The sequence below is a fragment of the Bacillus sp. AFS055030 genome (genome assembly GCF_002574545.1).
Lineage (GTDB): Bacteria > Bacillota > Bacilli > Bacillales > Bacillaceae_G > Gottfriedia.
Genome location: NZ_NUGT01000015.1, coordinates 128,966 through 154,777, shown reverse-complemented (window position 1 = coordinate 154,777; position 25,812 = coordinate 128,966). Strand labels below are relative to the sequence as shown.

General features: G+C 33.5%; 29 protein-coding genes. 15 read left to right on the top strand and 14 right to left on the bottom strand.

Annotated elements, in window-relative coordinates:
• Positions 1 to 5: 5 nt before the first annotated feature.
• A complete protein-coding gene (locus tag CN925_RS05810) occupies positions 6 to 188 on the top strand; it encodes a 2-hydroxymuconate tautomerase (protein WP_098845310.1) in 183 nt (60 codons plus the stop codon).
• Between the two features lie 81 nt (positions 189 to 269).
• On the opposite strand, the gene CN925_RS05805 is transcribed toward CN925_RS05810, so the two are convergent.
• On the bottom strand, positions 270 to 962 hold the full coding sequence (locus tag CN925_RS05805) for a Crp/Fnr family transcriptional regulator (RefSeq protein ID WP_098845412.1): 693 nt from the start codon (positions 960 to 962) through the stop codon (positions 270 to 272).
• A 16-nt stretch (positions 963 to 978) separates the two neighbouring features.
• Positions 979 to 2,079: a TIGR04053 family radical SAM/SPASM domain-containing protein gene (locus CN925_RS05800; RefSeq protein WP_098845309.1), complete on the bottom strand. Its 1,101-nt coding sequence runs from the start codon at positions 2,077 to 2,079 to the stop codon at positions 979 to 981.
• A 133-nt stretch (positions 2,080 to 2,212) separates the two neighbouring features.
• Between CN925_RS05800 and CN925_RS05795 the strand changes: the two genes are divergently transcribed.
• Positions 2,213 to 2,932, top strand: coding sequence for a YwiC-like family protein (locus CN925_RS05795; RefSeq protein WP_098845308.1), 720 nt, complete (start codon positions 2,213 to 2,215; stop codon positions 2,930 to 2,932).
• A gap of 74 nt (positions 2,933 to 3,006) precedes the next feature.
• Here the strand turns inward: CN925_RS05795 and CN925_RS05790 are convergent, their stop codons facing one another.
• Positions 3,007 to 3,768 carry an Mrp/NBP35 family ATP-binding protein gene (locus CN925_RS05790; protein ID WP_098845307.1) on the bottom strand — a complete coding sequence of 254 codons (762 nt, stop codon included), beginning with the start codon at positions 3,766 to 3,768 and terminating at the stop codon, positions 3,007 to 3,009.
• A 172-nt stretch (positions 3,769 to 3,940) separates the two neighbouring features.
• Between CN925_RS05790 and CN925_RS05785 the strand changes: the two genes are divergently transcribed.
• Genes CN925_RS05785 through CN925_RS05770 form a run of 4 tightly spaced genes read left to right on the top strand, consistent with a single transcriptional unit; the run spans position 3,941 to position 8,370 of the window.
• Entirely contained in the window at positions 3,941 to 5,119 is a 1,179-nt protein-coding gene (locus tag CN925_RS05785; RefSeq protein ID WP_180232865.1) for an MFS transporter, read from the top strand.
• Complete coding sequence (gene fdhF / locus CN925_RS05780; protein WP_098845306.1) at positions 5,116 to 7,242, top strand: formate dehydrogenase subunit alpha; 2,127 nt, start codon at positions 5,116 to 5,118, stop codon at positions 7,240 to 7,242. Before CN925_RS05785 ends, fdhF begins: the two co-directional genes overlap by 4 nt.
• A 22-nt stretch (positions 7,243 to 7,264) precedes the next feature.
• Positions 7,265 to 7,804, top strand: a complete 540-nt coding sequence (locus CN925_RS05775) for a 4Fe-4S dicluster domain-containing protein (RefSeq protein WP_098845305.1) — start codon at positions 7,265 to 7,267, stop codon at positions 7,802 to 7,804.
• 32 nt (positions 7,805 to 7,836) lie between these two features.
• Positions 7,837 to 8,370, top strand: a complete 534-nt coding sequence (locus CN925_RS05770; protein WP_098845304.1) for a Rieske 2Fe-2S domain-containing protein — start codon at positions 7,837 to 7,839, stop codon at positions 8,368 to 8,370.
• Between the two features lie 289 nt (positions 8,371 to 8,659).
• Here the strand turns inward: CN925_RS05770 and CN925_RS05760 are convergent, their stop codons facing one another.
• From CN925_RS05760 to CN925_RS05740, 5 genes are all read right to left on the bottom strand, one after another.
• Positions 8,660 to 9,196 carry a hypothetical protein gene (locus CN925_RS05760; RefSeq protein ID WP_098845302.1) on the bottom strand — a complete coding sequence of 179 codons (537 nt, stop codon included), beginning with the start codon at positions 9,194 to 9,196 and terminating at the stop codon, positions 8,660 to 8,662.
• A gap of 297 nt (positions 9,197 to 9,493) precedes the next feature.
• Positions 9,494 to 10,018, bottom strand: a complete 525-nt coding sequence (locus tag CN925_RS05755) for a hemerythrin domain-containing protein (protein ID WP_098845301.1) — start codon at positions 10,016 to 10,018, stop codon at positions 9,494 to 9,496.
• Between the two features lie 93 nt (positions 10,019 to 10,111).
• Positions 10,112 to 11,620 carry a nitrate/nitrite transporter gene (locus CN925_RS05750; protein WP_098845300.1) on the bottom strand — a complete coding sequence of 503 codons (1,509 nt, stop codon included), beginning with the start codon at positions 11,618 to 11,620 and terminating at the stop codon, positions 10,112 to 10,114.
• A 107-nt stretch (positions 11,621 to 11,727) separates the two neighbouring features.
• The gene (locus tag CN925_RS05745) at positions 11,728 to 12,180 is read right to left on the bottom strand and encodes a cyclic nucleotide-binding domain-containing protein (protein WP_098845299.1); all 453 of its coding nucleotides are present in this window, start codon (positions 12,178 to 12,180) and stop codon (positions 11,728 to 11,730) included.
• Between the two features lie 262 nt (positions 12,181 to 12,442).
• On the bottom strand, positions 12,443 to 13,159 hold the full coding sequence (locus CN925_RS05740; protein WP_098845298.1) for a Crp/Fnr family transcriptional regulator: 717 nt from the start codon (positions 13,157 to 13,159) through the stop codon (positions 12,443 to 12,445).
• Positions 13,160 to 13,404: 245 nt separating this feature from the next.
• Between CN925_RS05740 and moaA the strand changes: the two genes are divergently transcribed.
• Complete coding sequence (gene moaA, locus CN925_RS05735) at positions 13,405 to 14,412, top strand: GTP 3',8-cyclase MoaA (protein WP_098845297.1); 1,008 nt, start codon at positions 13,405 to 13,407, stop codon at positions 14,410 to 14,412.
• Between the two features lie 90 nt (positions 14,413 to 14,502).
• On the top strand, positions 14,503 to 14,796 hold the full coding sequence (locus CN925_RS05730) for a helix-turn-helix domain-containing protein (protein WP_098845296.1): 294 nt from the start codon (positions 14,503 to 14,505) through the stop codon (positions 14,794 to 14,796).
• 198 nt (positions 14,797 to 14,994) lie between these two features.
• Here CN925_RS05730 and hcp read toward each other — a convergent pair whose 3' ends face one another.
• The 4 genes from hcp to CN925_RS05710 all read right to left on the bottom strand — a co-directional run bounded on the left by hcp (position 14,995) and on the right by CN925_RS05710 (position 19,683).
• Positions 14,995 to 16,284, bottom strand: coding sequence for a hydroxylamine reductase (gene hcp, locus CN925_RS05725; protein ID WP_098845295.1), 1,290 nt, complete (start codon positions 16,282 to 16,284; stop codon positions 14,995 to 14,997).
• A 155-nt stretch (positions 16,285 to 16,439) separates the two neighbouring features.
• A complete protein-coding gene (locus tag CN925_RS05720) occupies positions 16,440 to 17,432 on the bottom strand; it encodes a glycerophosphodiester phosphodiesterase (RefSeq protein WP_180232864.1) in 993 nt (330 codons plus the stop codon).
• A gap of 256 nt (positions 17,433 to 17,688) precedes the next feature.
• Positions 17,689 to 19,206 (bottom strand): MDR family MFS transporter, encoded by a 1,518-nt coding sequence (locus CN925_RS05715; protein ID WP_286138273.1) that lies wholly within the window; start codon positions 19,204 to 19,206, stop codon positions 17,689 to 17,691.
• Positions 19,207 to 19,683, bottom strand: a complete 477-nt coding sequence (locus CN925_RS05710) for a MarR family winged helix-turn-helix transcriptional regulator (protein ID WP_098845294.1) — start codon at positions 19,681 to 19,683, stop codon at positions 19,207 to 19,209.
• Positions 19,684 to 19,955: 272 nt separating this feature from the next.
• Between CN925_RS05710 and CN925_RS05705 the strand changes: the two genes are divergently transcribed.
• The gene (locus CN925_RS05705) at positions 19,956 to 20,453 is read left to right on the top strand and encodes a GrpB family protein (RefSeq protein WP_180232863.1); all 498 of its coding nucleotides are present in this window, start codon (positions 19,956 to 19,958) and stop codon (positions 20,451 to 20,453) included.
• A gap of 28 nt (positions 20,454 to 20,481) precedes the next feature.
• On the opposite strand, the gene CN925_RS05700 is transcribed toward CN925_RS05705, so the two are convergent.
• Both CN925_RS05700 and mciZ read right to left on the bottom strand, forming a co-directional pair.
• Entirely contained in the window at positions 20,482 to 21,393 is a 912-nt protein-coding gene (locus CN925_RS05700) for an aldo/keto reductase (RefSeq protein WP_098845292.1), read from the bottom strand.
• A 37-nt stretch (positions 21,394 to 21,430) separates the two neighbouring features.
• A complete protein-coding gene (gene mciZ / locus CN925_RS21040) occupies positions 21,431 to 21,580 on the bottom strand; it encodes a Z-ring formation inhibitor MciZ (RefSeq protein WP_142339193.1) in 150 nt (49 codons plus the stop codon).
• A gap of 90 nt (positions 21,581 to 21,670) precedes the next feature.
• Between mciZ and CN925_RS05695 the strand changes: the two genes are divergently transcribed.
• The 6 genes from CN925_RS05695 (at position 21,671) to CN925_RS05670 (ending at position 25,807) form a co-directional block, all read left to right on the top strand.
• Entirely contained in the window at positions 21,671 to 22,216 is a 546-nt protein-coding gene (locus CN925_RS05695) for an NUDIX domain-containing protein (protein ID WP_098845291.1), read from the top strand.
• A gap of 76 nt (positions 22,217 to 22,292) precedes the next feature.
• Positions 22,293 to 22,979, top strand: a complete 687-nt coding sequence (locus CN925_RS05690) for a DUF975 family protein (RefSeq protein WP_098845290.1) — start codon at positions 22,293 to 22,295, stop codon at positions 22,977 to 22,979.
• 168 nt (positions 22,980 to 23,147) lie between these two features.
• A complete protein-coding gene (locus CN925_RS05685; RefSeq protein WP_180232862.1) occupies positions 23,148 to 24,014 on the top strand; it encodes an alpha/beta fold hydrolase in 867 nt (288 codons plus the stop codon).
• A 202-nt stretch (positions 24,015 to 24,216) separates the two neighbouring features.
• On the top strand, positions 24,217 to 24,867 hold the full coding sequence (gene spoIIM / locus CN925_RS05680) for a stage II sporulation protein M (RefSeq protein WP_098845288.1): 651 nt from the start codon (positions 24,217 to 24,219) through the stop codon (positions 24,865 to 24,867).
• Positions 24,868 to 24,934: 67 nt separating this feature from the next.
• Complete coding sequence (gene fur, locus CN925_RS05675; protein WP_098845287.1) at positions 24,935 to 25,384, top strand: ferric iron uptake transcriptional regulator; 450 nt, start codon at positions 24,935 to 24,937, stop codon at positions 25,382 to 25,384.
• Between the two features lie 204 nt (positions 25,385 to 25,588).
• A complete protein-coding gene (locus CN925_RS05670; RefSeq protein ID WP_098845286.1) occupies positions 25,589 to 25,807 on the top strand; it encodes a YqzK family protein in 219 nt (72 codons plus the stop codon).
• Positions 25,808 to 25,812: the final 5 nt, after the last annotated feature.

The window sequence follows — 25,812 nt, the reverse complement described above, 5'->3', positions numbered from 1 at the left end:
TACATATGCCAATCATTCAAATCCAATTGATTGAAGGTAGAAGTCCAGAACTAAAAAAACAATTAATGAGAGAAATTAATGAAGTAGTTTGTCGTACATTAGATGTTGGACCCCCGCAAGTAAGGATCCTAATAAACGAAATAAAAAAGGAAAACTGGTCTGTCGGTGGAGTTGCGAAGGATGAATAGAAAAGCCCCTGTTTTTATAGGGGCTTTTTAACTTGTAAATAATAGTTATTTTTCTTGAAATGACTTACTAAATGATCATAGTTAATGATTGATTTCCTCTTCTAATTTACTTAGATTAACGATGTAAAAATCTTTGCTATCAAGTGAAATGGCAGCTTTTTTTCGTAGCTGAGTTAAAGTTCTGCTTACTGTTTCCCTTGAAGTACCAATCATATTGGCTAGTTCTGTATTTGTGAATTTGGTTGTGATTTTGTAGGAGTCTCCAATTTTCTCGCCATTTGATTTAGCTAATCGTATTAAAAGCATAATCACTTGTTCGTATGTATTGTGTAGTATTTTTTCTTCAAGGCGATTTTGTAAATCAACAATTTTTTCTCCCAATACTCGAAACATTTTTATACATAGTTCAGGGTAACTGATTAAAATTTTCTCAAAATCATTTATTGGTGTTACGATTAGCTGTGCATTTTCAATTACTTCTGCATTTGCAGGAAACGTCCCTTTTCGGAAAAAACCAGCATGGGGAAACATTTCTCCTTCTTTTAGAACTGATACAATTTGTTCTTTGCCATTTGCATCAGTTTTATAAATTTTCACTGTACCAGTATGGATAAAAAATACACGGTCTAACAATTCGTCTTGCATAAAAATGATGGAATGAGCGTTATATTTTCTCGGAGAAGAAATTGAGATAATCGGTTCTAACTCTTCATCTGATAATTCTTTAAATAACGGAACTGTTTGCAAATGCTTTTTAATATCATCTCTTTTTATCATTAGAATACTCCTTTCAAGATTGAACCTTAGGAATATAAACACATGCTGGCTCACTTTCTAAGTAATCACCAGTGAGTGCATAAGCTCTAGAACGAGATCCACCGCAAACATAGCGATATTCACATTTTCCACATTTTCCTTTATAATTATCAGGATTTCTTAATTCTTTGAAAATTGGAGAATAACGGTAGATGTCCGAAAGCGATTTTTCTCTTACATTGCCGGCTTTAATTGGAAGCAGACCACTAGGAAATACGTCACCAATATGAGAAATAAACAAGAACCCATTTCCATCATTTACGCCTCTAGGTGCTCTACCCAATTCGAACTGTCCTGTTTTACCAGCATTTAGTGCATCTTGGTATTGAATATTCTTTTTGGTATCTTTATTTTTTCTTATTTTATCTGAGATGACTACTCGGCGATAGTGCTGTGCAGCAGTTGTTTTAATATCAAAAGGTACTCGTTTGCTTAATTCATTTAGCCAACGGAATACTTTTTCGTGTTCTACCGGTGAAATCATGTCAGTTACTTTGCCTCTTCCTGTTGGAACTAGGAAAAATACACTCCATAATACACATTTTAATTGTTGAATCATCTCTGCCATTTCTTCTAAGTAATCAATATTATAACGTGAGATCACAGTGTTAATTTGTAATGGAAGTTCTAACTCGTGAATGTATTTAATTGCATTCATTGTTAAATCGAATGATCCTGAAGTACCTCGGAAGTGATCATGGATTTTTGCAGTTGGACCATCTAAACTAAATGCCCAACGAGCAAGACCCACTTCTTTTGCTCTTTCAATGGCTTCTTTTGTTACATTCGGTGTAGCACTAGGGGTCATGGAAACGCGCACACCTTTTTGAATCGCGTAAGAAGCAAGATCATAAACGTCAGGTCGCATGAGTGGGTCTCCACCGGTAAATACAAGTAATGGATTATTCATTTCATAAATTTCATTAATCAGTTTTTTTCCTTCATCCAAGTCAAGTTCAAGAGGATGCCGTTTGTACTGAGCTTCAGCTCTGCAATGAAGACAATTGAGCTCACAGGCTCTAGTTAATTCCCATATCACAATAAATGGATCCTGATCGAAATTAGTCTCAAACATAGATATTCCTCCAAATGTTAGCTTTTACTTTATGATACAGGACAATAATTGAAAGATTAGTGAACTATATCACAGAAAACGCCCATTTGTATCAGTATGATGGAAGAATAATGATGAAAGTGGGTGTTATAACGTGAAAATAGTAGTTCCAAACCAACACGGAGCTTGGGCAATGCTCTTAATTCCTTATATACTTGGCGTTGTCGCTAGTTCGTTTCGTTTAATTCATATCCCTTTGTTTATAGGTTGGTTTTTTCTATATCTTGCAACCTATCCTTTAATGATGGTAATAAAAGGGAAACAAGTGTCATTTTATACTAAATGGGCGATCAGTTATTTTTTCATTTCATTCGTATTTTTAGCACTCGTGATGTTTGCTGAATGGAAATTGATCTACTTTGGCTTAGCCATGCTTCCATTCTTTCTATTTAACATATACTTTGTTAAGAGAAAAAACGAACGAGCCTTTACGAATGATATGCTTGCAATAGGTGTTTTTTGTATAGGTGGTTTGGCTAGTTATTATATAGGAAAGGGAGTACTTACAAGTGAAGGCTGGAGTGTAGCACTATTTGTATTTTTATACTTTTTAGGTAGCACATTTTTTGTAAAATCGATGATTCGAGAAAAAAAGAATAAGAGATTTCGTTGGTATTCGTGGGGATACCATTTTATTACTCTATTATTTATTTTTACTTTAAAAGAGTCCTGGCTTTGGATTCTTCCTTTTGCGCCTAGTTTAATCAGAGCAATTTCCCTTTACAATAAAAAACTTACAATTATGCAATTAGGGATTGTTGAGATTATCAATTCTGTCATATTTTTAGTAGTAACTAGTTTTCTATTTATGTAAATTCTGCATATTTTTTCAAGTACTCAACCTACAAAAGCGACTTCTGCTAATGGAAGTCGCTTTTGTAGGTTAGTTTAATCTTCTATAACAGCATGTAAAGCGTTAAATTTCAGATTAATGGTAGTAGCTAACTCATTATAATGTTGAAATAATCTAGTATTCTCATTATATATGGACGGAGTAGGTGAATCATCCTTCACTTCTTCAATCGGAAGCTTGGCAAGTACTTCACTTCCTAATCGATTGGCTAATAAATCGCCACCTCCTTTTCCAAATATGTAATACTTTTCGGAACAATCTTTAGGTTGAAAGTAAGACATATTTTCAATTACACCAAGAATTTCATGATTTGCTTTTTGGGCCATCGTTCCTGCTCTTTCGGCAACAATTGATGCTGTTTGATGTGGGGTGGTAACAATCATTTCTTTACTCTCAGGAATAAAGTGGTGCATATCGAGTGCAATATCACCAGTCCCTGGAGGCATGTCTAAAATGCAATAGTCTAATTCTCCCCAAATGACATCTTTACTGAAATGCTCAACCATTTTACCTAACATAGGACCTCTCCAAACGACAGGATCATTATTTTTGATGAAAAAACCCATTGATATAATTTTTACACCGTGTGACTCCACAGGGATGATTTTTCCGTTAAAAGTTTTTGGCCTGATGTCGATTTCCATCATTTTAGGAATGCTAAATCCATAAATATCTAAGTCAATTAAAGCAACTTTTTTTCCTTGTCTTGCAAGGGCGACTGCAAGATTTGTTGATACGGTTGATTTTCCTACTCCACCTTTTCCACTAGTTATAGCAATTACATTTCCTTTTAACATGTTCACACCTCATTTTTAAATTTTAAAGGTCAATTGTGTGATGTACTTCACAGTCTTGGAAATAGTCTTTCTGTACAATTATGACAAAGAAGAAGACTTCATCATGTACCCAATTTTATCAATTTATCAGGCACTTCGATGTTAAAAAAGTCACATGGAGGTTGAACATGAGATGAGAAAATCCCTTGAGCGCTCATTTTACTCAAAAGTAAGTATGTATTCATTTTTTATTATTTTGCTTCTACTTTTTACAACTTGGATTGGAACAGATCGGTTTTTACACTTTGATATGGCATTAATGGGTTATTTTATTTCTTCCCTTATTTTTGCTGTAGGCTTAACGATCAGAATGTCAGCATGGCTGATCAGACCGGCAACACATCAGGTGATAAAGCGCAGTTTGAAAAATTTAAAACAAAATTCTAGAAAGAAACGGAATCTAGTATCGATCGCAAAAACAGCATTTGAAAATATTTTCTTACAGAAATTTATTTTCAAAAGGGGAATTTACAGAGGTGTACAACATTTTCTAATCTCTTGGGGATGCATCGGTTCTTTTGCAATCACATTTGGTTTGACATTTGGTTGGATGCATTTTGAGCTCGTTGATCCAAATACATATACCATTGTCGTGATGGGTGTAGATACGATTACAATGTCGGCACATGGTATATTCGCTGAAATGGTTTACAACGGGTTAAACATTACAGCAAGTATGGTTCTTATTGGTGTAAGCATGGCAATCGTAAGAAGAATTATGAGTCAAGATGTGAAGGTGACACAGCGAGCAGAATTTGATTTATTACCTTTATATTTATTACTAGCTGTTACAGTGACAGGACTTCTATTAACTGTTTCGTATGTACTGTTAGATGGTTGGATGCATCATTACTTAACACTTATTCACCAAGTAACCGTCGTTATTTTACTTATTTATTTTCCATTCGGAAAGTTATTTCATTTACCAATTCGTCCATTAGCAACAGCAGTTCCGATGAACTATCAACAAGAACTGAGGGTAGATACGAGGCCATGTAAAAAATGTGGGACGCCTTATAGTTCTGATGATCAAATTAGCGATGTAAAAGATATATTATCTGCCCAGAGCTTTGATTTACAACTTGAAGATAAAAGTTATCTTTCAGATTATTGTTTACCATGTCGAAGAAGAATTAGAGTGATGAAACAGTTAAATCCAGAGCCACATATTAAAAGCAGTAATCCAATATCTACATTAAATGGAATTCAAATGTCTGGTTTTAGCAAAAAAAGATCAGATGACTATTATCGTTTTCCAGAGGAAGTACAAAAAGAGCTTAATCAATATAACAAAGGAGATCGTGAAGAATGAGCCAATACATCGTCAAAGAAGGTGTTAAAAACCTTCACAAACCAGGAGAAAAATTAATTACTACTCATTGTTGTTATTGTGGAATGCAGTGTGGAATGCATATACGTGTAAATGAGAAAACAAAAAAGGTAGTTGGAGTAGAGCCTAGATATGATTGGCCAGTAACTAGGGGGAAAATGTGTCCTAAAGGAGTTACGGCATACCAAACTGTTGAGCACGATGAACGAATCCTTACACCACTTATTAAGAAAAATGGTGAATTTGTTAAAGCTACTTGGAAAGAAGCACTAGACCTTATCGAAGAGAACTATAAACGGATCCAAAAAGAAAGTGGAAAAGATGCCTTATCTGTTTTTGGTGGGGTATCTATGACGAATGAAAAGTGCTATTTAGTTGGTAAATATGCAAGGGTTGGTCTTGGTACAAGGTTTATCGATTACAATGGTCGATTTTGTATGAGCTCTGCTGCAGGTGGCTTCCTTAAGACACTCGGAACTGACAGAGGTTCAACCCTTCCATGGCCTGAATTAGAACATACGGATTGTTTCTTTATAGCTGGATCAAATACTGCTGAGTGTCATCCAACAAGTATACAATGGTTGTGGAGAGCAAAGGATAAGGGAGCTAAACTCATTGTGGCAGATCCGCGAGAGACTCCAACAGCTCGTGTTGCAGATGTACATTTGGATTTAAAGCCAGGAACAGACTCTGCATTGGCGAACGGAATGCTTCATCTGCTCATTAAAAATGGCTATGTAGATCAAGAATATGTAAATGAACGATGTAATAATTTTGAAGAACTAAAGAAAACAGTTGAAAAGTTTACACCTGAATATACTTCAAACATAACAGGGGTATCAGTCGGAAAAATCGTAAAAGCTGCTCATATTTATGGACTTTCACAAAAATCAGTTGTTATGTTTGCAAGAGGTGTTGAGCAACAGTCAAAAGGTGTAGATAATGTTTCACTTTATACAGCGATGGCACTGCTTAGGGGACAAATAGGAAAATTTGCTTCCGGGGTTGCTACTTTTACTGGTCAGGGAAATGGTCAGGGAGGAAGAGAGCACGGACAAAAAGCAGATCTTTTACCAGGCTATAGGAAGTTAACAGATCCAGAAGCTGTGAAGTATGTATCAAAAGTATGGGGAATCGATCCAAGCGAAATGCCAAAGCCTGGTGTTTCTGCTTATGAAATGTTCGATGAAATTCAAAAAGGTACTATTCGTGGAATGCATGTTATTTGCAGTAACCCTGCGGTTTCTGCGCCGAATCTTGAACATATTTGGAACGGATTTAGGAAGCTTGATTTCTTAGTTGTCAGTGATTTCTTCTTATCTGAAACAGCAGAGTTTGCAGACGTAGTGTTACCAACGACAACTTGGGCAGAGGATGAGGGAACAACAACCAACCTCGAAGGGCGAGTGATCCGAATCCGAAAAGTACGCGAACCTTTAGGGGAATCAAAGCCAGATTGGGAGATTGTTAGTTTAATTGCTGAACGAATGGGCAAAGGTAACTATTTTCCATATAAAAATGCAGAAGACGTTTTTGAAGAGTTTCGCATAGCAACTAAAGGTGGAAAAGCGGATTACTACGGAATAACATGGGATCGAATTGATAAAGAAGACGGGGTGTTTTGGCCTTGTCCTTCAGAAGACCATCCAGGAACTCCAACAATGTTTATAGATCAGTTTGGAACGCCAGACGGTAAAGCTAATCTTCCTTGTGTTGAATGGAAAGAAGCAGGTGAAACTCCAACGACAGAATATCCTTTGTTCTTAACGACAGGAAGGGTAGTGTTTCATTATTTATCTGGTGCTCAAACAAGAAGAGTCAAATTTCTTATGGAACAATGTCCAGAGCCATTTGCTGAGATGCATCCGGCACTAGCAAGCCAATATGGATTGGAGAATGGCGACCTAGTAAAGTTGATTACACCACGCTCCCATATGGTTGTAAAAACGAAATTAACAAAAGCTACGAGAAGAGATACGGTGTTTGTTCCATATCATTGGGGAAAAGAATTAGCGGTCAATCAATTAACAAATCCATGTTTAGATCCGATTTCGAGAATGCCAGAATTTAAAGTATGCTCACTGAAAATTGAGAAATATAAATAACTTTTGAATGGAGTCGGGATAAATGAATAAAATCATGTATTTAGAATTTGAGCGATGTATTGGATGCCGTTCATGTCAAGCAGCTTGCCGAGAATGCGGTGATCATGATGCAAAAGAAAGAAACTATGTAGAGTATGTTGATTTCATGGAAAGTCGACAAACTTATCCGATGCTTTGTATGCAATGTAAAGATCCAGCCTGTGCAAGAGTTTGCCCTGCAAATGCCATTCAAATAACAGAGGAAGGCGTAGTTCTTTCAGCAATGGAAGAGAAATGTATAGGATGTAGAAATTGTACGTTTGGATGTCCGTTCGGTATTCCTAAGTTCGATTTTGAAGAAAATAAAATGTACAAATGTGACATGTGCTACGACCGCTCAAAATACGATATTGCACCAATGTGTGCTTCTGTATGTCCTAGTGATGCAATTCGTTTTATTGACTTTGATGAAATGCAACAGCTGCGTAGAAGAAGAACTCAGATGAATCTCGTTGAAGGTAAAAAACCACAAGAAGGAAATAAGTGGGAATACGTTCCAGAATTCTTTGGTGTATATTCGTAAAAAAGTTAGATAAGGCGAAAGGAGACTTACTTATGCCTCAAGATAAAAAAAGCAAACGCAATACAAAAGAAACAAATGATGATTTGATTAACTTAATCGATAATTTAAACAGGAATGAAGATTTAAAATTAAACAGAAGAACATTTCTGAAATCCGTTGTAGGTGCTTCAGTTACTCTTGGCTTAGCAACTGTTCCATTTTCAGCTATTGCCTTTAATAAGAAGAAAGAGGATTTAAACAGACAAAAGATTATAAAGTTGCAAGACTTACCAAAAGATAGTTCAATAAACTTTAACTATCCAACAGCGAACGAACCTGCGATCCTAGTACACACAAAAGATGGCAATCTAAAAGCTTATAATAATAAATGCACCCATTTACAATGTCCTGTTTTTTATGATAAGGAGGAATCAAAGCTATTGTGCCCTTGTCACCGAGGATTTTTTAGTGTGGACAATGGTCAGCCTCTAGCTGGTCCACCTCAGCGTGAATTACCATTGATTGAATTAGAAGTAATTGATGGTGTTATTTACGCAGTAGGAAGGAAAGTTCGTCATGGTGCATAAAAAATATTGGATAATCATTATTATAACCTTAATTGTTAACGTAGTGATGCTTCAATGGACGATTGAATCTTTTTATGGAGAAAAATACGATCATGTTAGGCTATATACGATTATAGGCGTTCTTTCTTCTATAGTTTGCTTTTTTACTTACTTAAAATGGAGAAAGAAAGAATATCCAAAATAATCAAGGATAATTGATTAGCGCATGCTTTAGAAGTAATAATAGAAATCCCCCTGTTTTTAATAAAACTGGGGGATTTTTACATATTTAATAGGATAGTATGTTAAGTTACCACTCATTTGTTGCTTCAATTACTAAATTGCTTCCCTTAAAGGATCTCTCACCAAAATGGGTAATCAATATGCATTCTGTAATATTTGATGATTGCTCATCCATCTTGTAGCTAATAAACAGACCAGAGGCAATTTCTTTATTTGAATCATCGAATACTTGTACTTTTTTTCCTTCTAAACTACGTAGTTTCGCCTTTTGAAGAAAAGCAACCCAATGTTCCCAATTTGTAAGAATATAAGCTCCTTCTCCATTAGATAAATAGCCTAATAAACTTTGAGAATCATTATATTTAGCAGTAAGAACTAGAATAAGATTCTTAATAAAATGGTGTATAATTGTATATTGTTTCAGATTTAATTGTGGGGGAATATTAATTTTTAGAGACCTATTATGAGAATCTAAGACACCTTCTAATTTAATGTTACTCTTTGTGTATATATACGTTCCATCTTGGATTTTAAATCCTTGCTCATAAAGAATTTGTTCTATCGATTGATCAGAGCTAATAGCATGTAATTCAACAGTTAACATGATGAATTTAACCTCCTGTTTGGTTTATTCACTATTATTATAAAAGGTAATGAGGCAAGATACTGTGACATTTATTACAGGTAAAACGAGCAGAAATTTGAAATTTAGTTACTGACGGCAGCTTAAGTAAATCATTAAAAATACGACAGTTCCTTACTGGATAAATGGATGGAGTGGAAAATAACCACAAATTGGCGTAGTAGAAAAACACATTTTCAACACGATAGAAAAGGTGTCCCTTGTAAATAGGAACACCTTATGTTCATTAATTAAAACATCAGCATAAAACCGATAGATTTAATCTTTTATAGAATCTAATAAATAAGTTTTTTCACTTTCAGACAGGATGTTTTGGGCCATAGGAAACAGCACCTGTTCTTCTTTCATAAAATGTGAAGTTAATACATGATAAGCTTCAATAACTAGATTACAAATTTCATCAATGTTACTGTTACTACTTATGTCCTCTGTTTTAGTGAGGAATTGGCTTATTAAACTTTTTGCATGATCATGTTCCATTTCCATTACTGCAATAGGGCCATTTTCCTTTCCAATATGGTTAGCCATTAATTCGAATAAATGACCTTCTTCTTTTTGTGAGTGAGGATCTAAAGTAGCTATAAATGTCATGACTTTCGAGCGTAGTTCTTCAAGTTTTTTTAGTTTATTTTCTAGCAAGCTTTCATTTATCAATGCATTTGAGCATTCAAATAAATACAACTTCTGAGTATTTAATAAAGCATGTTCATCCTTAAGTAACTGTAAGGCTTCACATAATTCTACTTGATTAGTATTTCCAATCATATGATGACATTCAAACATAGTTTTTCCTCCAAATAGAGTTATTTACTAACTTAATCATATAAAATATTGACTGATCGTGATGTGATTCAACCCACATTTGAAATGGGGATTTTAGTTTATTTTACTCTTACTTTTGGATATATCACTAAACTGACCAATATAATAAATCACTTTGCCATTATCGTTACACACTTGGGTGATCGTCAGCCATTCTAAATAAATTTCACCGTTTTTACGCTTGTTCCAAATTTCTCCTTGCCAGTTACCTTGATCTTTGAGCTGTTTCCAAAGCTGTGCATAGAATGCTTTATTGTGATGTCCAGATTGAAGGATACTTGGTTTTTTCCCAATGACTTCTTCTTTCGTAAAGCCCGTTATTTTAGTGAAGAATGGGTTTACTTTTTGGATGATTCCTTGTTCATTTGTTATCATCATTGCTTGGGCAGTATTTTCTAATATTTTATGTTCCGTTTTTAATTTTTCACGGAAAGTCATCCATACTACAATCACAAAACTAAGAAGCGCAAATTCGGATAATGCCATAAATCCAATTGCATAATGACCAGTTAAGCTAAAAACAGTTGTTAAGATTAATGGAGGGAAGAAGCCTCCTAAACCACCCATTGCAGCAACCAACCCATTTACAATTCCGGCTTGTTTTGTAAAGTAAAGTGGCACTAATTTAAAGATTGTACCGTTTCCGATCCCTGCACAAACTGCTATTAATAAAACTCCTATTGTGTATAGTTTAATAGTAGGAGAAAAAGATAATAGAACTCCTGAGAAAGTAAGTCCACCAAAGACAAACAATAATATATTGAAAGGATTGAATTTATCTGAAAGATAACCACCGATTGGTCGAAAAATAGTTGCTAAAGCAATAAATCCGGCTGTTCGAATACCAGCGTCAACAGGACTTAAATTAAAATGATTCACTAAGAAATTAGGTAAATAGATTGTAAACGCAACAAATGCACCAAATGTAATGAAATAGAATAAATTTAATGACCATAAAGTTGAATTACGATAAACTTCTTTTACTTGTTTTACAATCGGAACATTTACTTTCTTCTCGTTTTTATCACCAAACAGAAGATTGAATAAGGCAAACGCAATTAATAAGACTAAATAAAATCTGACTGTTGCCTCCCAACCAAATGATTTAGCTAAAACAGGTGCAGAAAATGCAGTAATAGCTGTACCGATATTTCCAGAACCATAGATTCCATTCACAAAACCATGTTTATTTGAAGGGTAATATTTTGGAAGGGAAGTTACTCCGATTGAAAAGACTGCACCACCTATACCGATAAACAATCCTCCAATAATTAAATCTGAAAGTGAATCAGCATGACTAATGAAAAATACAGGAAATAAAAGTGCAAGGAAACAGATGGTGAAAATGGGTCTTGCTCCAAACCTATTTGTGTAATACCCGATTGGAATACGTAGGATGCTTCCTAAAATAACAGGGATGGCAGTTACTAAGGAGACCTGACCATTTGTTAATTCGATATCTTGGCGAATGTTTGGCATGAGTGAAGAAATGAGTACCCATACCATGAACCCTACGATGAGACTTGATGTTTGAAGAGGTAGTTGGATTTTAGAACTTTTCATATAATGATGCCCCTTTCGATGGATCAATAATAAAATTTACTAACTAAATAGTACCAATCAATCGAAAGTTACGTTGTGAACTATATCACACAAAAAGGGAGGATGAATTACTTATTCTTACTCATCAAATTGAAAATTTCTTCGTAAGTAATTAGAAGGCTTTTATGTAAAGAACGCAAAAAATTACGTTTTAAAGCAGGTTCTTTACAAGATAAGTTTTTTATAAATAAAAATGGGATTTCTATATACGACGTAGTCTGAGCCGCTTCAAGAATAATAGAATTGTTTACATGAGTATGCAAAAAGATACTAGGCAAGCAAACATCCCTTGAATTTAAGTAGCCAATTTTATATTGAAGTCCACTCGATTCTTTTATATGAACATTTGCCTTACCGGTTAAAATGATAATCAAATTCTGTTTATTGTGAATAGTTATATTTTCATTTGTCTCAATATAGTGAAGATTGGATGCATCAACTATTTTTTTAAAGAGGTTATGATTGAGATCTTGAAAAAAACAGAGGCTTTTCAAATAAAGTAAATAATCATGTTTATGCAATTTTTTTCCCTCCCTATATTACAAGACTGAGTATTTTCATCATTATATAAAAACGATTGTAGTCAAACTGTGACTTTTCACACAACTAGCCCAATCAATCGTGATCAGATGTTGTGAAATCAATTAGATTTTTAGATTAAACAAGACAGGGCTAACATGGACAAATCTATTTATAGATAATCATTAAAAAAATAAATAACCTTAACTATATAGAGCCTAAGTTAAGGTTACTTATCTTTTAATCATATTACTTGAATGAGAACTAATCTATGTTACATATATCTTTTGGACAGTTATCACAACCAATTTCATCTTTCAGAAATTGTAAGTCTTCGATAATAATCTTTCCGTCGGGAGAATAACTAATAACATTCCTTTTCTTTAATTCACTTAGCATCCGATTAACACTTTCTCTAGTAGCAGCACAAAACTTAGCTAATTCTTGATTAGTAAGATGAATATTAAGAAGAATTCCGTTTTCGATTAATTCTCCGTAAGAATTCGATATACGGATGAGTGTGGAGTAAAGTGCTCCTTTTTTCCCATTTAATACTAAGTCTCGAATCTTAGATTGATTTTTTCTAAGGTGAGTAGAAATCCATTTCATAAATTCAAATGTCAGTCGAGCATCGTTTATTAGTTTCTTCTCCAAAATTTCTTTAGGAATGACCTGCACTTCTACTGCTTCTAATGCGTAAGCACTAAGCATATAATTTGCATTCTCTGAAAAAAGAGTTAATTCTCCAATTAAGTCATCTTTTTGACAAATGCGAAGATTTAATTCATCACCATATAGGGTCAACTTACTTATTTGGATCTTTCCTGATTTAATTAGATACAATTCTTTAGCATCTTCTCCTTCTTGAAATAAGAAGGTACCTTTGTTTACTGATCGTGTTGATCCGATTGACTTTAATAAGGAAGCCAAATCTTCAGAAACGATTGAAAGGTCACTTTTTCTAATATTATTTTTTTCCATCAAAGTATCTCCGCTTCAGTTATAGTTGAACACTTTTATGCACATCTTTAAACAAGTATTTTAAGTATTACATTTAATATTATAATACCATGCGATTGAATAGCATAGAACTTCTATGGATAAAGAATTTGATAAATACAAAATAGTTTATACAAAAAGGTAGTGACATACATCATACGGTGAAAAAATTTTGTATGCTAATATAAATTAAAAAACGTACAAAAGAAAAAGGGGTGCGAAAAAAAATGACGAATATTCTCGATACCCGCAATCGACCATTACGTGATTTAAGAATATCTGTAACAGACCGTTGTAACTTTAGATGTAGCTATTGTATGCCTAAAGAGATATTTGGAGTTGACTATCCCTTTATGTGTAAAGATGAAATCCTATCCTTTGAGGAAATTGTTCGATTAGCAAAATTATTTGCAAAAATAGGTGTAGAAAAGATTCGGTTAACAGGAGGGGAACCTCTTTTAAGAAAAGATCTACCAATACTAGTTAAAAGTCTTTCAAAAATCGAAGGAATTAAATATGTGACTTTAACAACAAATGGTGTATTTTTGGCAAAAAATGCAAAAGCACTAAAGGAAGCTGGAATTTGCCGTGTAAATGTGAGCTTAGATTCTCTAGATGATCTAGTTTTCAAGAAGATAAATAATATGAATGTGGGCGTTAGCACAGTTTTAAACGGAATTTTTACAGCTAGAGAAGCAGGGCTAGAAGTTAAAGTAAATATGGTAGTAAAGAAAGGTTTAAATGATACGGAAGTATTACCAATGGTTCGTTTTTTTAAAGAAAAAAATATTACATTACGATTTATAGAGTATATGGATGTAGGTTGTACAAATGGATGGAATTTTAAAGACGTTATCTCAAAGAAGCAATTATTCGATTTGATCCAAGAACACTATCAGTTGGAGCCCGTAGAGCAGGATTTCATTGGAGAGGTAGCAAAACGATATCGATATAAAGGGACAAATACTGAGATCGGATTTATCTCATCGGTTACAGAAACCTTCTGCACTTCTTGTACGAGAGCACGCCTATCTACAGATGGAAAGCTATACACCTGTCTTTTCGCATCAGAAGGATATGACTTAAAGAACATGTTGCGTACTGGAGATACAGATCAACACATTTCAACAACAATAAAATCAATTTGGGAAAAACGAGATGACAGATACTCTGAAATCCGCACAGAAGAAAGTCATAAAAATCGTAAAATTGAAATGTCTTATATTGGTGGATAAAAAAACAACTATTTTTGTAGACTGCACCCCTTAAAGTAGATGTTGAAAAAACCCTCCGTTGGGCAACATTGAATTTAAGGGGTGTTTTTTATGGCAAAAAAAGGGCAAACATTTCAAAAATATACATTAGAAATTAAGAGTGAAGCAATTCGATTAAGGGAACAAGGCTATTCATCTCAACAAGTAGCTGACAGGTTGAATATTATAAGCAAGGACACAGTTAAGACTTGGTGGAGGAAATACCAAAGAGATGGTCACGCATTTCATCTTGATAATCGAGGTCACAAAAAAGAATACACAGATCAAGAACGATACATTAAGAGATTAGAATTAGAGAATGCCGTTCTAAAGGTTCATACTCATGACAGGTTGATCAGGAAGTAAACCAGTGAAAAATAGAAAGATACTTCCTCATAGCAAGTTCATGAGTAAGTAAACCAGCAAAAATTAGCCTCGTTAACAAGCTCATTTTTCAACAATCTGAAACAACTATTTTTGTATAGTTGTTTTTTTGTGGTACTTAAACTAAAGAATAATAAAAGAACTTCTCATTAAAGAGAAGTCCCATGGTCATTAAAACTATTATCCTTGTAATATAGTTTTTAAATCGTCTTGTGCATTTGTAATTAATTTTAAGCCAAATGCATCAACTAATACATTTAAAACGCCTTCATTAATAAAATCAGGTGCTTTTGGGCCGATTCGAATATCTTGGATACCAAGACTAAATAACCCTAATAATATAGCAACGGCTTTTTGCTCAAACCAAGAAAGTACAATACTCACTGGCAATTCATTGACACTACAATTAAAGCTTTCCGCTAATGCAGCTGCAATTTTAATCGTTGAAATTGAATTATTGCATTGCCCTAAATCTATAAATCTAGGAATGTTTGTACCTGATACAGTACCGTAGTCTACATCATTAAAGCGGAATTTACCACAAGATGTTGTTAAAACGACTGTATCATTTGGTAGAGAAGTTACAAGCTCACGATAATATTCTCCACCTTTTCCTGGTGCGTCACAACCTGCTACTACAAAGAAGCGTTGAATCTTTCCGTGTTTTACAGCTTCTACAATTTCAGGTGCAATAGACAAAACTGTTTCGTGATGGTAACCAGTAGTCATTACTTCTTCTGATTCGATCTTTGCTTCTGGTAATTCTAATGCACGTTGAATTAATGGCGAAAAATCTTCCCCTATAATCTTTGTTACTCCTTCTAATCCTGCCACTTCATATGAGAAGAAGCGATCAGCATAACTTCCTTTTATTGGCATTACACAGTTTGTGGTAGCTAAAATCGCTCCAGGGAATTTTTCAAATAAACGACGTTGATCAAACCAAGCCTTTCCTATATTACCCTTTAAATGTGGATATTTTTTCAATGCTGGATAACCGTGAGCCGGTAGCATTTCAGAGTGAGTGTATATATTTAAACCTTTCCCCTCTGATTGTTTTAACAATTCTTCCAATGCAAATAAATTATGGCCAGTTACAACAATGCATTTTCCTTCGATTTTATTAGAAGAAACTTGTACAGGTTCAGGAATTCCAAAATGTTTTGTATGAGCTTCATCTAATAGCTCCATAACACGAATTGCTGCCTGACCTACTTTCATAGCCATATCAATGTGTTCTTGTAAATTAAAATTCGAATTTGTTAAAGTCATATATAAAGCTTCATGTGTTACTTGGTCAACAAATGGATCAGTGTACCCTAATTGAGCTGCATGAGTCCGATAAGCTGCAATTCCCTTTAACCCATAAACCATCGTATCTTGTAAACTTGCAATTGTTTCATCTTTTCCACATACACCCACAATCTTACAACCACCAACAGGAGTCTGTTCACATTGGTTACAAAACATCCTTCATCCCCCTAACTATTTTTAATAATCTTATTATATGGCGGGATTTAGTCATTGTTTGTGACGTAAATCACATGAAATCGCTAAACTAATAAATAAGTTATTTTCGATTAAAAAAATTATATATTGAGAGAATAATAGGGTAAATTTATGAACTACTTAGCAGAGTAACTTTTTGGTAACTTAAAATGATTCTGATTCATTACATCACGTAGTCGGTCAGGATAATCAGTTATGATTCCATCAACACCATCATCTATCAGTTTTTGCATAGTTGGTTGGTCGTCAACTGTCCATGGAATAACCTTCAGACCGTACTGGTGAGCTTCTTGAACCATACTTTTAGTAATATAAGGCATGTAGTTCGCATCAGTAATTTTGCCATCTTGTGGGAATCCATGGACTGGAGAAATTGCATCTACACCTAATGAATGTGCCGCAGCTACGAGATTTCCATCAAAATCATCAATATCGATTCCACCTAACCAAGGCGATTTACCAGGTTTGCCAGGTTGTAGAAATTCAGGTCCGTTGGTTAGTGCAACAAGAGGTAATCGAGGTTCGACTTCATGCATTAGCTTGAGTGCACCCCAGTCAAAACTTTGGATGGACACTTGATTAAGCATTCCAGCTTCTCGAACTTGCTTGGCAACAATTCGAACGAATTCCTCGCGAGGAGCTGTCTGTTCAGGTGCTCCAGCTTCTACTTTCGTTTCGATATTCATCCAGACTTTTTTAGCTTTGTATTGCTTTACAAGTTCAAATATTTCAGTTAATAGTGGCATTTGAGCACCTGGACTTAGTTGCTGACCAGGGAATTGAGGTAGACCCTTTGCTCCACAATCAAGCGTTCTTACTTGAGCTAGCGTTAAATCTTTTATGTATTTGCCAACGTACGGGTATTCCGAATCGCCAACGAATGCTGGTTTTGTGTCAGTGCATTTGGTACCTGTAATTTTACGGTCATGCGTAATGACAGCTTGATGATCTTCAGTTATTTGTACGTCAAGCTCAAGGGTACTTACGCCAAGTTCAAGAGCATGGGAGAATGAAGCAAGAGTTGACTCAACTGTCAGCCCCAGTCCTCCACGGTGTGCTTGAAGGTCAAATCCTTTTGGTCCAAATGACTTTAACGTATTCTGGTTCACATTTTATGCAAAAACTTGGCTAACGCCTGAAAATACCATAAGTGATGTCATTGTTGCTAAAATTAACTTTTTCCCATTCATTTATAATCATCTCCTCAAATAAATCTATTACTCTATAAGAATAGATGACAAATTTAAAGTTCAAATGATTAAAATAATAAATAAAAGTAAATAAATGTTGAAAAATGTAAAGATAATTAGTTTTTTAGAGAAAAAAATAAGCCAAATCCATCTTAAATCGGATTTGGCTTTAAGTTTATTGCGCTTTTTTTGATCTATTTTCTTTTATTTCAAAAGTTAATTTTTCTTTACCCATTAAGATAATTGCGATAAAACCTAAAGTGATTGGAATTAGTGTCCATTTAAAAGTAGTCGCTACAGAATGGGCCATTGCTTCTGAGATTTTATGAAGTACTTCTGGTGGAATTTTAGCTCTTGCATCAGCGGATAATAAAGCACGTGAGTCAACTTTTCCACCAAATGCACCTAAATTACCAAGTAAATCACTTACTTTATTTTTAAAAACGTGGTTTTGTATTGTACCAAAAATAGTAACACCGATCGTCATTCCTAATGTTCGAAAGAAAGTATTTGTTGATGTTGCGATGCCACGTTTTTGCGGCTCGATTTTGTGTTGAGTTGCCATACTTAATAACGAGAATGAACATCCCATTCCAAGTCCAGCGATAATCATGTAAAACGTTACTGTTGATCGAGCTGTATCAGTATCTAATGTACTTAATAAATACATACCGATAAAGAATAAAACAACTGAAACTAACATGATGCTTCTATAACTAAATTTACGTACTGATTGTCCTGCTACTTGGCTACCTACAACTGAACCAAGCATCATCGGAATAAGAATGATACCAGAATTTGTGGCTGTACCACCATAAACTGATTGAACAAAAAGTGGGATTAATACGGTCGTAATAATAAAAGCAGAACCGTAGAAAAATGCAACACCTTGAGTTGCTGCAAAAAGTTGCTTTTTAAATAAGCTAAATGAAATGATGGGTTCTTCAACTTTTCTTTCAATTAATATAAATGCGATAAACAAAACGGCAAAGATGGCAAATAAAGAAATAATTGGACCAGAGTTCCAATCGTATTCATTTCCACCAAGTTCAAGTGCAAACATTAAACTGACAACTGAACCGACAAGTGTGATTGCACCAAACCAGTCGATTTTTAGTTTTCTCAGATGTAGATTTTCTTTATAAAACTGAGAAATTAAATATAAGGAAATAATACCTAAAGGTAAGTTGATATAGAAAATCCAACGCCAATCAATTTGATCAGTAATATAAGCTCCTAAAAGTGGTCCAAATACACTAGAAAGACCAAAAACTGCACCAAATAAACCAGTCATTTTCCCGCGTTTTTCAGGTGGGAAAATATCGAAAATAATGGTAAAGGCAATTGGCATTAGTGAGCCTCCACCAATTCCCTGAATAGCACGATACACACTAAGTTGAACAATACTATTTGCTGTTCCACATAATGCAGAACCAATTAAGAAAATTAAAAGTCCTAATAAATAAAATCGTTTACGACCATACATATCTGATAACTTACCAAATATCGGCATACTTGCCATAGTAGCAACTAAATATGCTGAAGTTACCCATATAAATTGGTCTAAACCTCCTAGTTCTCCAACAATTGTCGGCATTGAAGCTGAAACAATTGTGTTATCCATAGCCGCCATCAGCATACCTAATAATAGACCTGCTACGACAAAGCCAACTTTGCTGTCTTTTGAAACCACTCAAGTTTCCCCCTTAATTAATTCTTTAGTTTCTTTTGGAATCAATTCATTAATATCATTCCAAAATTTAAATAAAAATGTTAACTCTTTATCATCATACTCGTTAAAAATAGAAGAAAGAGAATCAGATAATGGTTTAAAGAGCTCTGCTAATTCATCATCACGTTCATACACAGGTTGAATAATTACTCGTCTACGATCATTAGGATCTTGAACACGTTCAACAAAGTTGACTTTTTCAAGTCGGTCAATAACACCTGTTATAGCACCGGTAGATAGATGTGTTAACTTAGATAACTTTCCAGCTGTAATCGGACCAGTATGGCAAAGTAATTCTCGACATCGTAAATCAGTCGCATTTAAATGAAGATTTGAGGCAAGCCCTTCGTTAAAAAGAACGATTGAAGTGTTAAATTTTCTAATTTCCATAATTAAAGCTGGAATTAATTCACTTCGATTGACTGGTTTTTCTAACATTTCATTCTCTCCTTAAAATAGGAAGTACTAAAAAAAGTTAACGTAACTAAATATCTTAGTAACTAAAATAATTATAATTCAAAGAAACTAATTAAAGTAGAAATTGTGAGTATTTTAACCAAAATTTAATTTGTAAGAAGTTGTAATTAGTTTAACTCTAGGGATTCAATAAAGAACTTTTATTATGCATTTTCTACTGTTTTTTTCAATAATAAGGTATCTTTTAACGAATGCTATATAAGGAAGCTAATGAAAAAAGTGTAGGTGTTAATATGAAAAAGACTATTGAAATTGTCCCTTATCGTACTTCATGGGAAGAAGATTTTCAGTCTGAAAAAAAGGCAATTGAACTATTATTACCAGAGAAAGTAGCGATTTATCATATAGGTAGTACTTCAATTCCAAATATGTTTGCGATGCCAATCATTGATTTGATGATAGTGGTAAAATGCTTAAAAGAGTTTGATGAATATAGTGATGTTTTAAAAAACTTAGGTTACGAACAAATGGGGGATCAATCTAAGCAAGACAGAAGATTTTTTATAAAATGTGATGATAATTGTAGTTTCCATATTCATGTATACGCAAAAGGGAATGCTGCTGTTGAACGAAATATTGCATTTAGGGAATATATGATCGCACATACAGATCAAGCAATGGAATATATAAAATTAAAAAAAGGACTTGCTAATAATCAATCAGAATATAAAAGAGGACGAGAAGAATTTTTAAATGAAATTGATCGAAAAGCAAGTAAATGGAAGAAATAACACTCCTTCCATGGAAGGAAGGAGTGGCTTAACGATGTTCCTCGTAATTCGTAAGAAGTGTAATTTCTTTAATTTTGGTAATTTGTTGTGAATTTAATGGCTTTGAAAAATAAGCGTTAATATGATCTAGTAATTGCTCTTTATTTCTAGCTCCTACAGCTAATGATGAAACTGCTTTATGTGAAAGAACATATTGTAGGGCTAAGCTATGTAAGGATTGTTGTTCATCGAGAAGTTGGAGAAGCTTATGGATTGTTTCAATACATTCTTGTTCTGAATAGGACATATAGCCTTTGTTAGATAGTTTCTTTTCCCACTTACTTGTTAATAAACCTTTTGCTACAGAACCACGTGCAATGACGGAAATATGATGTTTTTCGAAAAGCGGAAAAAATTCTTCGGGTCTACGCTCTAGAACATTATATTGCATCATAACACCTTGTATAGATGAATGATTTACAAATCGATTGATAACATTTGGACGAATTGAAGAAATTCCATAATGACGAATTAAGCCTTCTTTTACTAATTCATCAAAAGTAAAAATAGTTTCTTCATATTGATCCTCGATTGTTCCGCCGTGAAGTTGGTAATAATCAATATAATCTGTATTTAGTCTACGTAAACTATCTTTTACAGCTTCTTTTATATATGCTCTTGATGGATCCCAATACCATTTATTATCATTTGAATGATTCCAACGGTTTCCGACCTTCGTAGCAATAATCACTTGATCTCTACGACCTTTTAATGCTTTTCCAACGATTTCTTCATTTTTACCGAAATCATATAAATCAGCAGTATCAAAGTAATTGATTCCAGCATCGATTGCAGCATGAATTGTTGAAATCGCCTCATTTTCTTCAGTCCCAAGAGACATACAACCTAAACCAATTTCGGAAATTTCTAATAAAGTAGAACCAAGTTTACGTTTTTTCATATAAATCCCTCCAAATTTAATTGTAGGGAAAAGAGAATTATTTTACAACATAGAGGAGCTTACCTTTGGAGTTTTGAATCCATTCTTGAACAGTTTTATATTGCATACCAATAACTTCGAGCGTTTTTAAAATATCTGTTTTGGAGCCTACAAGAACAACAGAATTTTCCGTCATACACATTTTCATCAGACTACCTCATTTCAGAAAGTATTTTAATGAAATAAATGATAAAATGTATGTGACAACCATATAAATTAGAACAAGGTGATGAAAAAAATGAAAAAATTTGAAGAAAAAACACTAGCAGAAGAAAAAATATTTTCAGGAAGAGTGATCTCTCTTTATCATCAAAAGGTAGAATTACCGAATGGAAATACAAGTACACGTGAAATCGTAAAGCATCCTGGTGCAGTTGCTGTTATTCCAATTACAAATGAAGGTAAAATTGTTTTTGTAGAGCAGTATCGAAAAGCGCTAGAAAGAAGTCTTTTAGAAATTCCAGCAGGGAAATTAGAAAAAGGCGAAGAGCCATTAGTGACAGCTAAACGAGAGCTAGAAGAAGAAACTGGATATGAAGCTGCCGAGTGGGAGCATATACAATCTTTTTATACTTCACCAGGGTTTGCAGACGAATACATACATATATATGTTGCAAAAGGTTTAAAGAAATTAGAGAATAGTGCTGCTTTAGACGAAGATGAATTTGTCGAAATGTTTGAGCTAACATTAGACGAGTGTTTAGAAGAGCTAAAAAAAGGTTCAATCCATGATGCAAAAACATGTTTCGCAGTCCAATATTTACAATTATTACAAAAAAATTAAAATAAAATTAAAATAAATCTCAAAATATGGTAATAACATGATAAAATAAAATGACATTTTTTGAGAGGATGAGTAGATGAGAATTTCGTCAATTAAAAAAACAGCTAAAAATCGTCTATCAGGAAATTGGGGAAAAGCGATTTTAACCCTCGTATTTTATGGTGTATTACAAGGACTTATTTATATGTTACTAAATGGACCAGTTAATCAACATTATACGGGTAGTATATTTTTAGATTTGGATCAACAAGATTTAATTCCTGGTGGAGTCCAAACCGTAATCGAAATCGTTAATGCAATCATAAATACTCTTTTAGGCTATGGTTTACTTGTTTACTTTATTAAGTTGATTCGTGATGAAGAAAAAAGTATATCGGACATATTTTTCTATTTTAAAAGTGGACATCAATTTATTAGAGGGATATTAGTTGGGTTTTTAGTAACTTTATTTACAGTATTATGGACGATTTTACTGATCATTCCTGGAATTATCAAAGCCCTCGCTTATTCACAAGTCGGGTATATTTTAAAAGATAATCCAGATCTAAATGCCCTTGATGCAATTACTCTAAGTAGAAGAATGATGGATGGATATAAATGGAAATTCTTTTTACTAGGGCTTTCATTCATTGGCTGGGGCCTATTGGTAGTTATCACATTTGGGCTTGCATTGTTTTATGTAGCACCATACTTTTACACTTCTCAAGCTCAATTTTATGAAGAAGTAAAAGAAGCCTACGAAGATAAAAAGGAAACAATCTAAAAACCTTAAGAAGAAAGGCGTTAGTTTTATTAACGTCTTTTTTTCTCGTTTTTTAAGGATTATATCGAAGCACATTTTTTAAAGTAAAAATGAAAGATAAAATAGAATACATGAAAATTGAATACAATAAGACAACTAATCTAATCATATACGATGAAGGTGAGAATATTGTTTGTTAATGGTGAGCTTGGCACATATCACGTTCGAATAAAAGGTGAAGGCAAAGTTACAGTTCTATTAGAATGTGGAATGATGCATACTCTTCATCAATGGAATTATTTACAAGAAGAGTTGAGTAAATATGCCAAAGTTATAACATACGATCGCTTAGGTTATGGAAAAAGTGGAATATGGACGACAGAACGATCAACAGAACAACAAGCTTATGAATGCTATGATCTTTTATTAGCATTAAATATTAAAAGTCCACTAATTGCAGTTGGACATTCTCTAGGGTCATATATTGTATTCCAAATGTCTCGGCTTTTTCCAAATGCGATCCAATCAATGATTTTACTCGATCCAACACATCCTACTTTAGAGGAACATGAGCAGAGATTATATGATAAATTACTATATCAATTTGCGTTAATGATGAAGAATGCGAACCAATTTCGTCTTATTAAGGCTATTCCAACTAAACTAATTAATAAAATAATGAAAACTGCTCCAGATCATCAGCTCGAAATAATTAGCTCAATTAAGAGCTATAAGCATTGGAAGACTGTTGTCAGTGAGTGGAAAAATCTATACTATAGTAACTTACGAATAAAAGACGCATTGAAAATAAAAATGAATATACCTTTACTAGTATTAACAGCTTCAAATCAAAGTGGATTACAGCTTAATCTGAAGAAAAAAAAGGAATTACTACATAAAGTTGAAAAATATCATAGTGAATATTGTGAAACAACGAATCAAGGTAATCGTCAAACACTAGAAGGGTACAATCATTCAGCTATTTATGGTAATAATGAAGAAAATGCAAAATCAATCGGTCAAATCATAAAAAAACAAATTGAATTATTAAATTAAAGAAATGCTGTTTTTAGTCCTTGTTGACTTTAACAGCTTTTTTTATTTTTTCAAAACTTTAAATCAACACCTCACAACATGAAATAACAACAAGACATACATTTTTTTCGTATTATTAATTTTCGAACTTTTATAAATTAAAAGAATAAATTACTTGTCCATTCATAAAATGAAGAGAGAATATAGTGCAGGAGATGATATCATGACAAGAAGCTCAGTCAAATCAATGATGAAAAAACATGTTAAAGATTATTTGTCACTCTATATTTTTGTTAGTGTGATTTTACTTTTTGGTGTAGTATTTGGAGCAGTCATCGTAAATAGTATGAATGTGAGTCAAAAGCAGGATATTCTATCGTTTATTACTCATTTTTTTGGACAAGTTAATAATGGTGATTATATTAGTGGAAATGAAGTGTTCCTTTCGAGCTATTCTACTCATTTGAAGTTTTTAGCTTTGATTTGGATATTAGGTATCTCAATCATCGGATTACCAATCATTCTTATCTTACTATTTATGAAAGGATTGGTAGTTGGTTTTACAGTAGGGTTCTTAGTCAATCAATTAGGCTGGCACGGTATTTTATTAGCATTTTCTTCTGTTTTTCCACAAAACGTTATCGTTTTACCACTTTATATATTACTAACAGTTTTAGCGGTACAACTGTCCATTCGTATGATTCGAAAACAATTTATTAAAAATGATAATGAACCAATTATGAAACAGTTAATCTCGTATTCTTTTGTTTTTGGAATTGTTGCTGTTTGCTTAAGTATGGCAAGTATTATTGAGGCATATGGTTCAACTTATTTTTTAAAAGCCATCTCTGAAATAATTGTTTCAAAAAATTAACAAATAATTTTTGACACTTTCTCTATCTTTGTTATAATTATTATCAAGTGGCGAGGGAGTGAAAAAAATGGAAGAACGAGTTGAACGAATAAAGAAACAACTACATTTAGCAGGATATAAATTAACACCACAACGTGAATCTACAGTTCGTGTTTTATTAGAAAACGAAGAAGATCACCTAAGTGCAGAAGATGTTTACCTCCTAGTGAAAGAAAAATCGCCTGAAATTGGACTTGCTACTGTTTATCGTACGTTAGAATTACTAACTGAGTTAACAATTGTTGATAAAATAAATTTTGGTGATGGGGTTTCAAGATACGACTTAAGACATGAAGGTGCTCAACATTTTCACCATCATTTAATTTGCACGGTTTGCGGAGCAGTGGATGAAATTCATGAAAATCTATTAAGTGAAGTTGAAAAGACAGTTGAAGAACGTTGGAATTTTAAAATTAAAGATCATCGATTATCATTTCATGGTGTATGTCATCGTTGCCATGAACAAAATGAAAAGTAATAAAATGATTTTAATTTAATTAAAATCATTTTATTTTTTGATTCCTAAAGACGGAGCAGTTCAATAAAAAGAGTCTGCTCTTTTTCATGTTCTTAAAATTATACTGTGTGATCATTAATGTTTGATTTTTGAAGTATGATTTGTCCTAATTTTGCATAGTATGTAGTAATGATGTCTTTACTTCTAGCAAAAGGTGGTGGTCATATGAAAAAAAGGGCAAGTATTGTTTTTAATGTAATAAAAGTTACAATTTTATTCATTACATGTACAATTTTATTTTATTTTGCTATTCAATGGATTCATTCTGAATATGAAAATATGCATCGATATGACCGACCTGAAGGTTCAATGTTAAAGGTGGACAATCATCAAAAGGATGGTGCTTTTAACCAACTGGTACGGTTTTATCAAAACGGGGAGTAATGAAA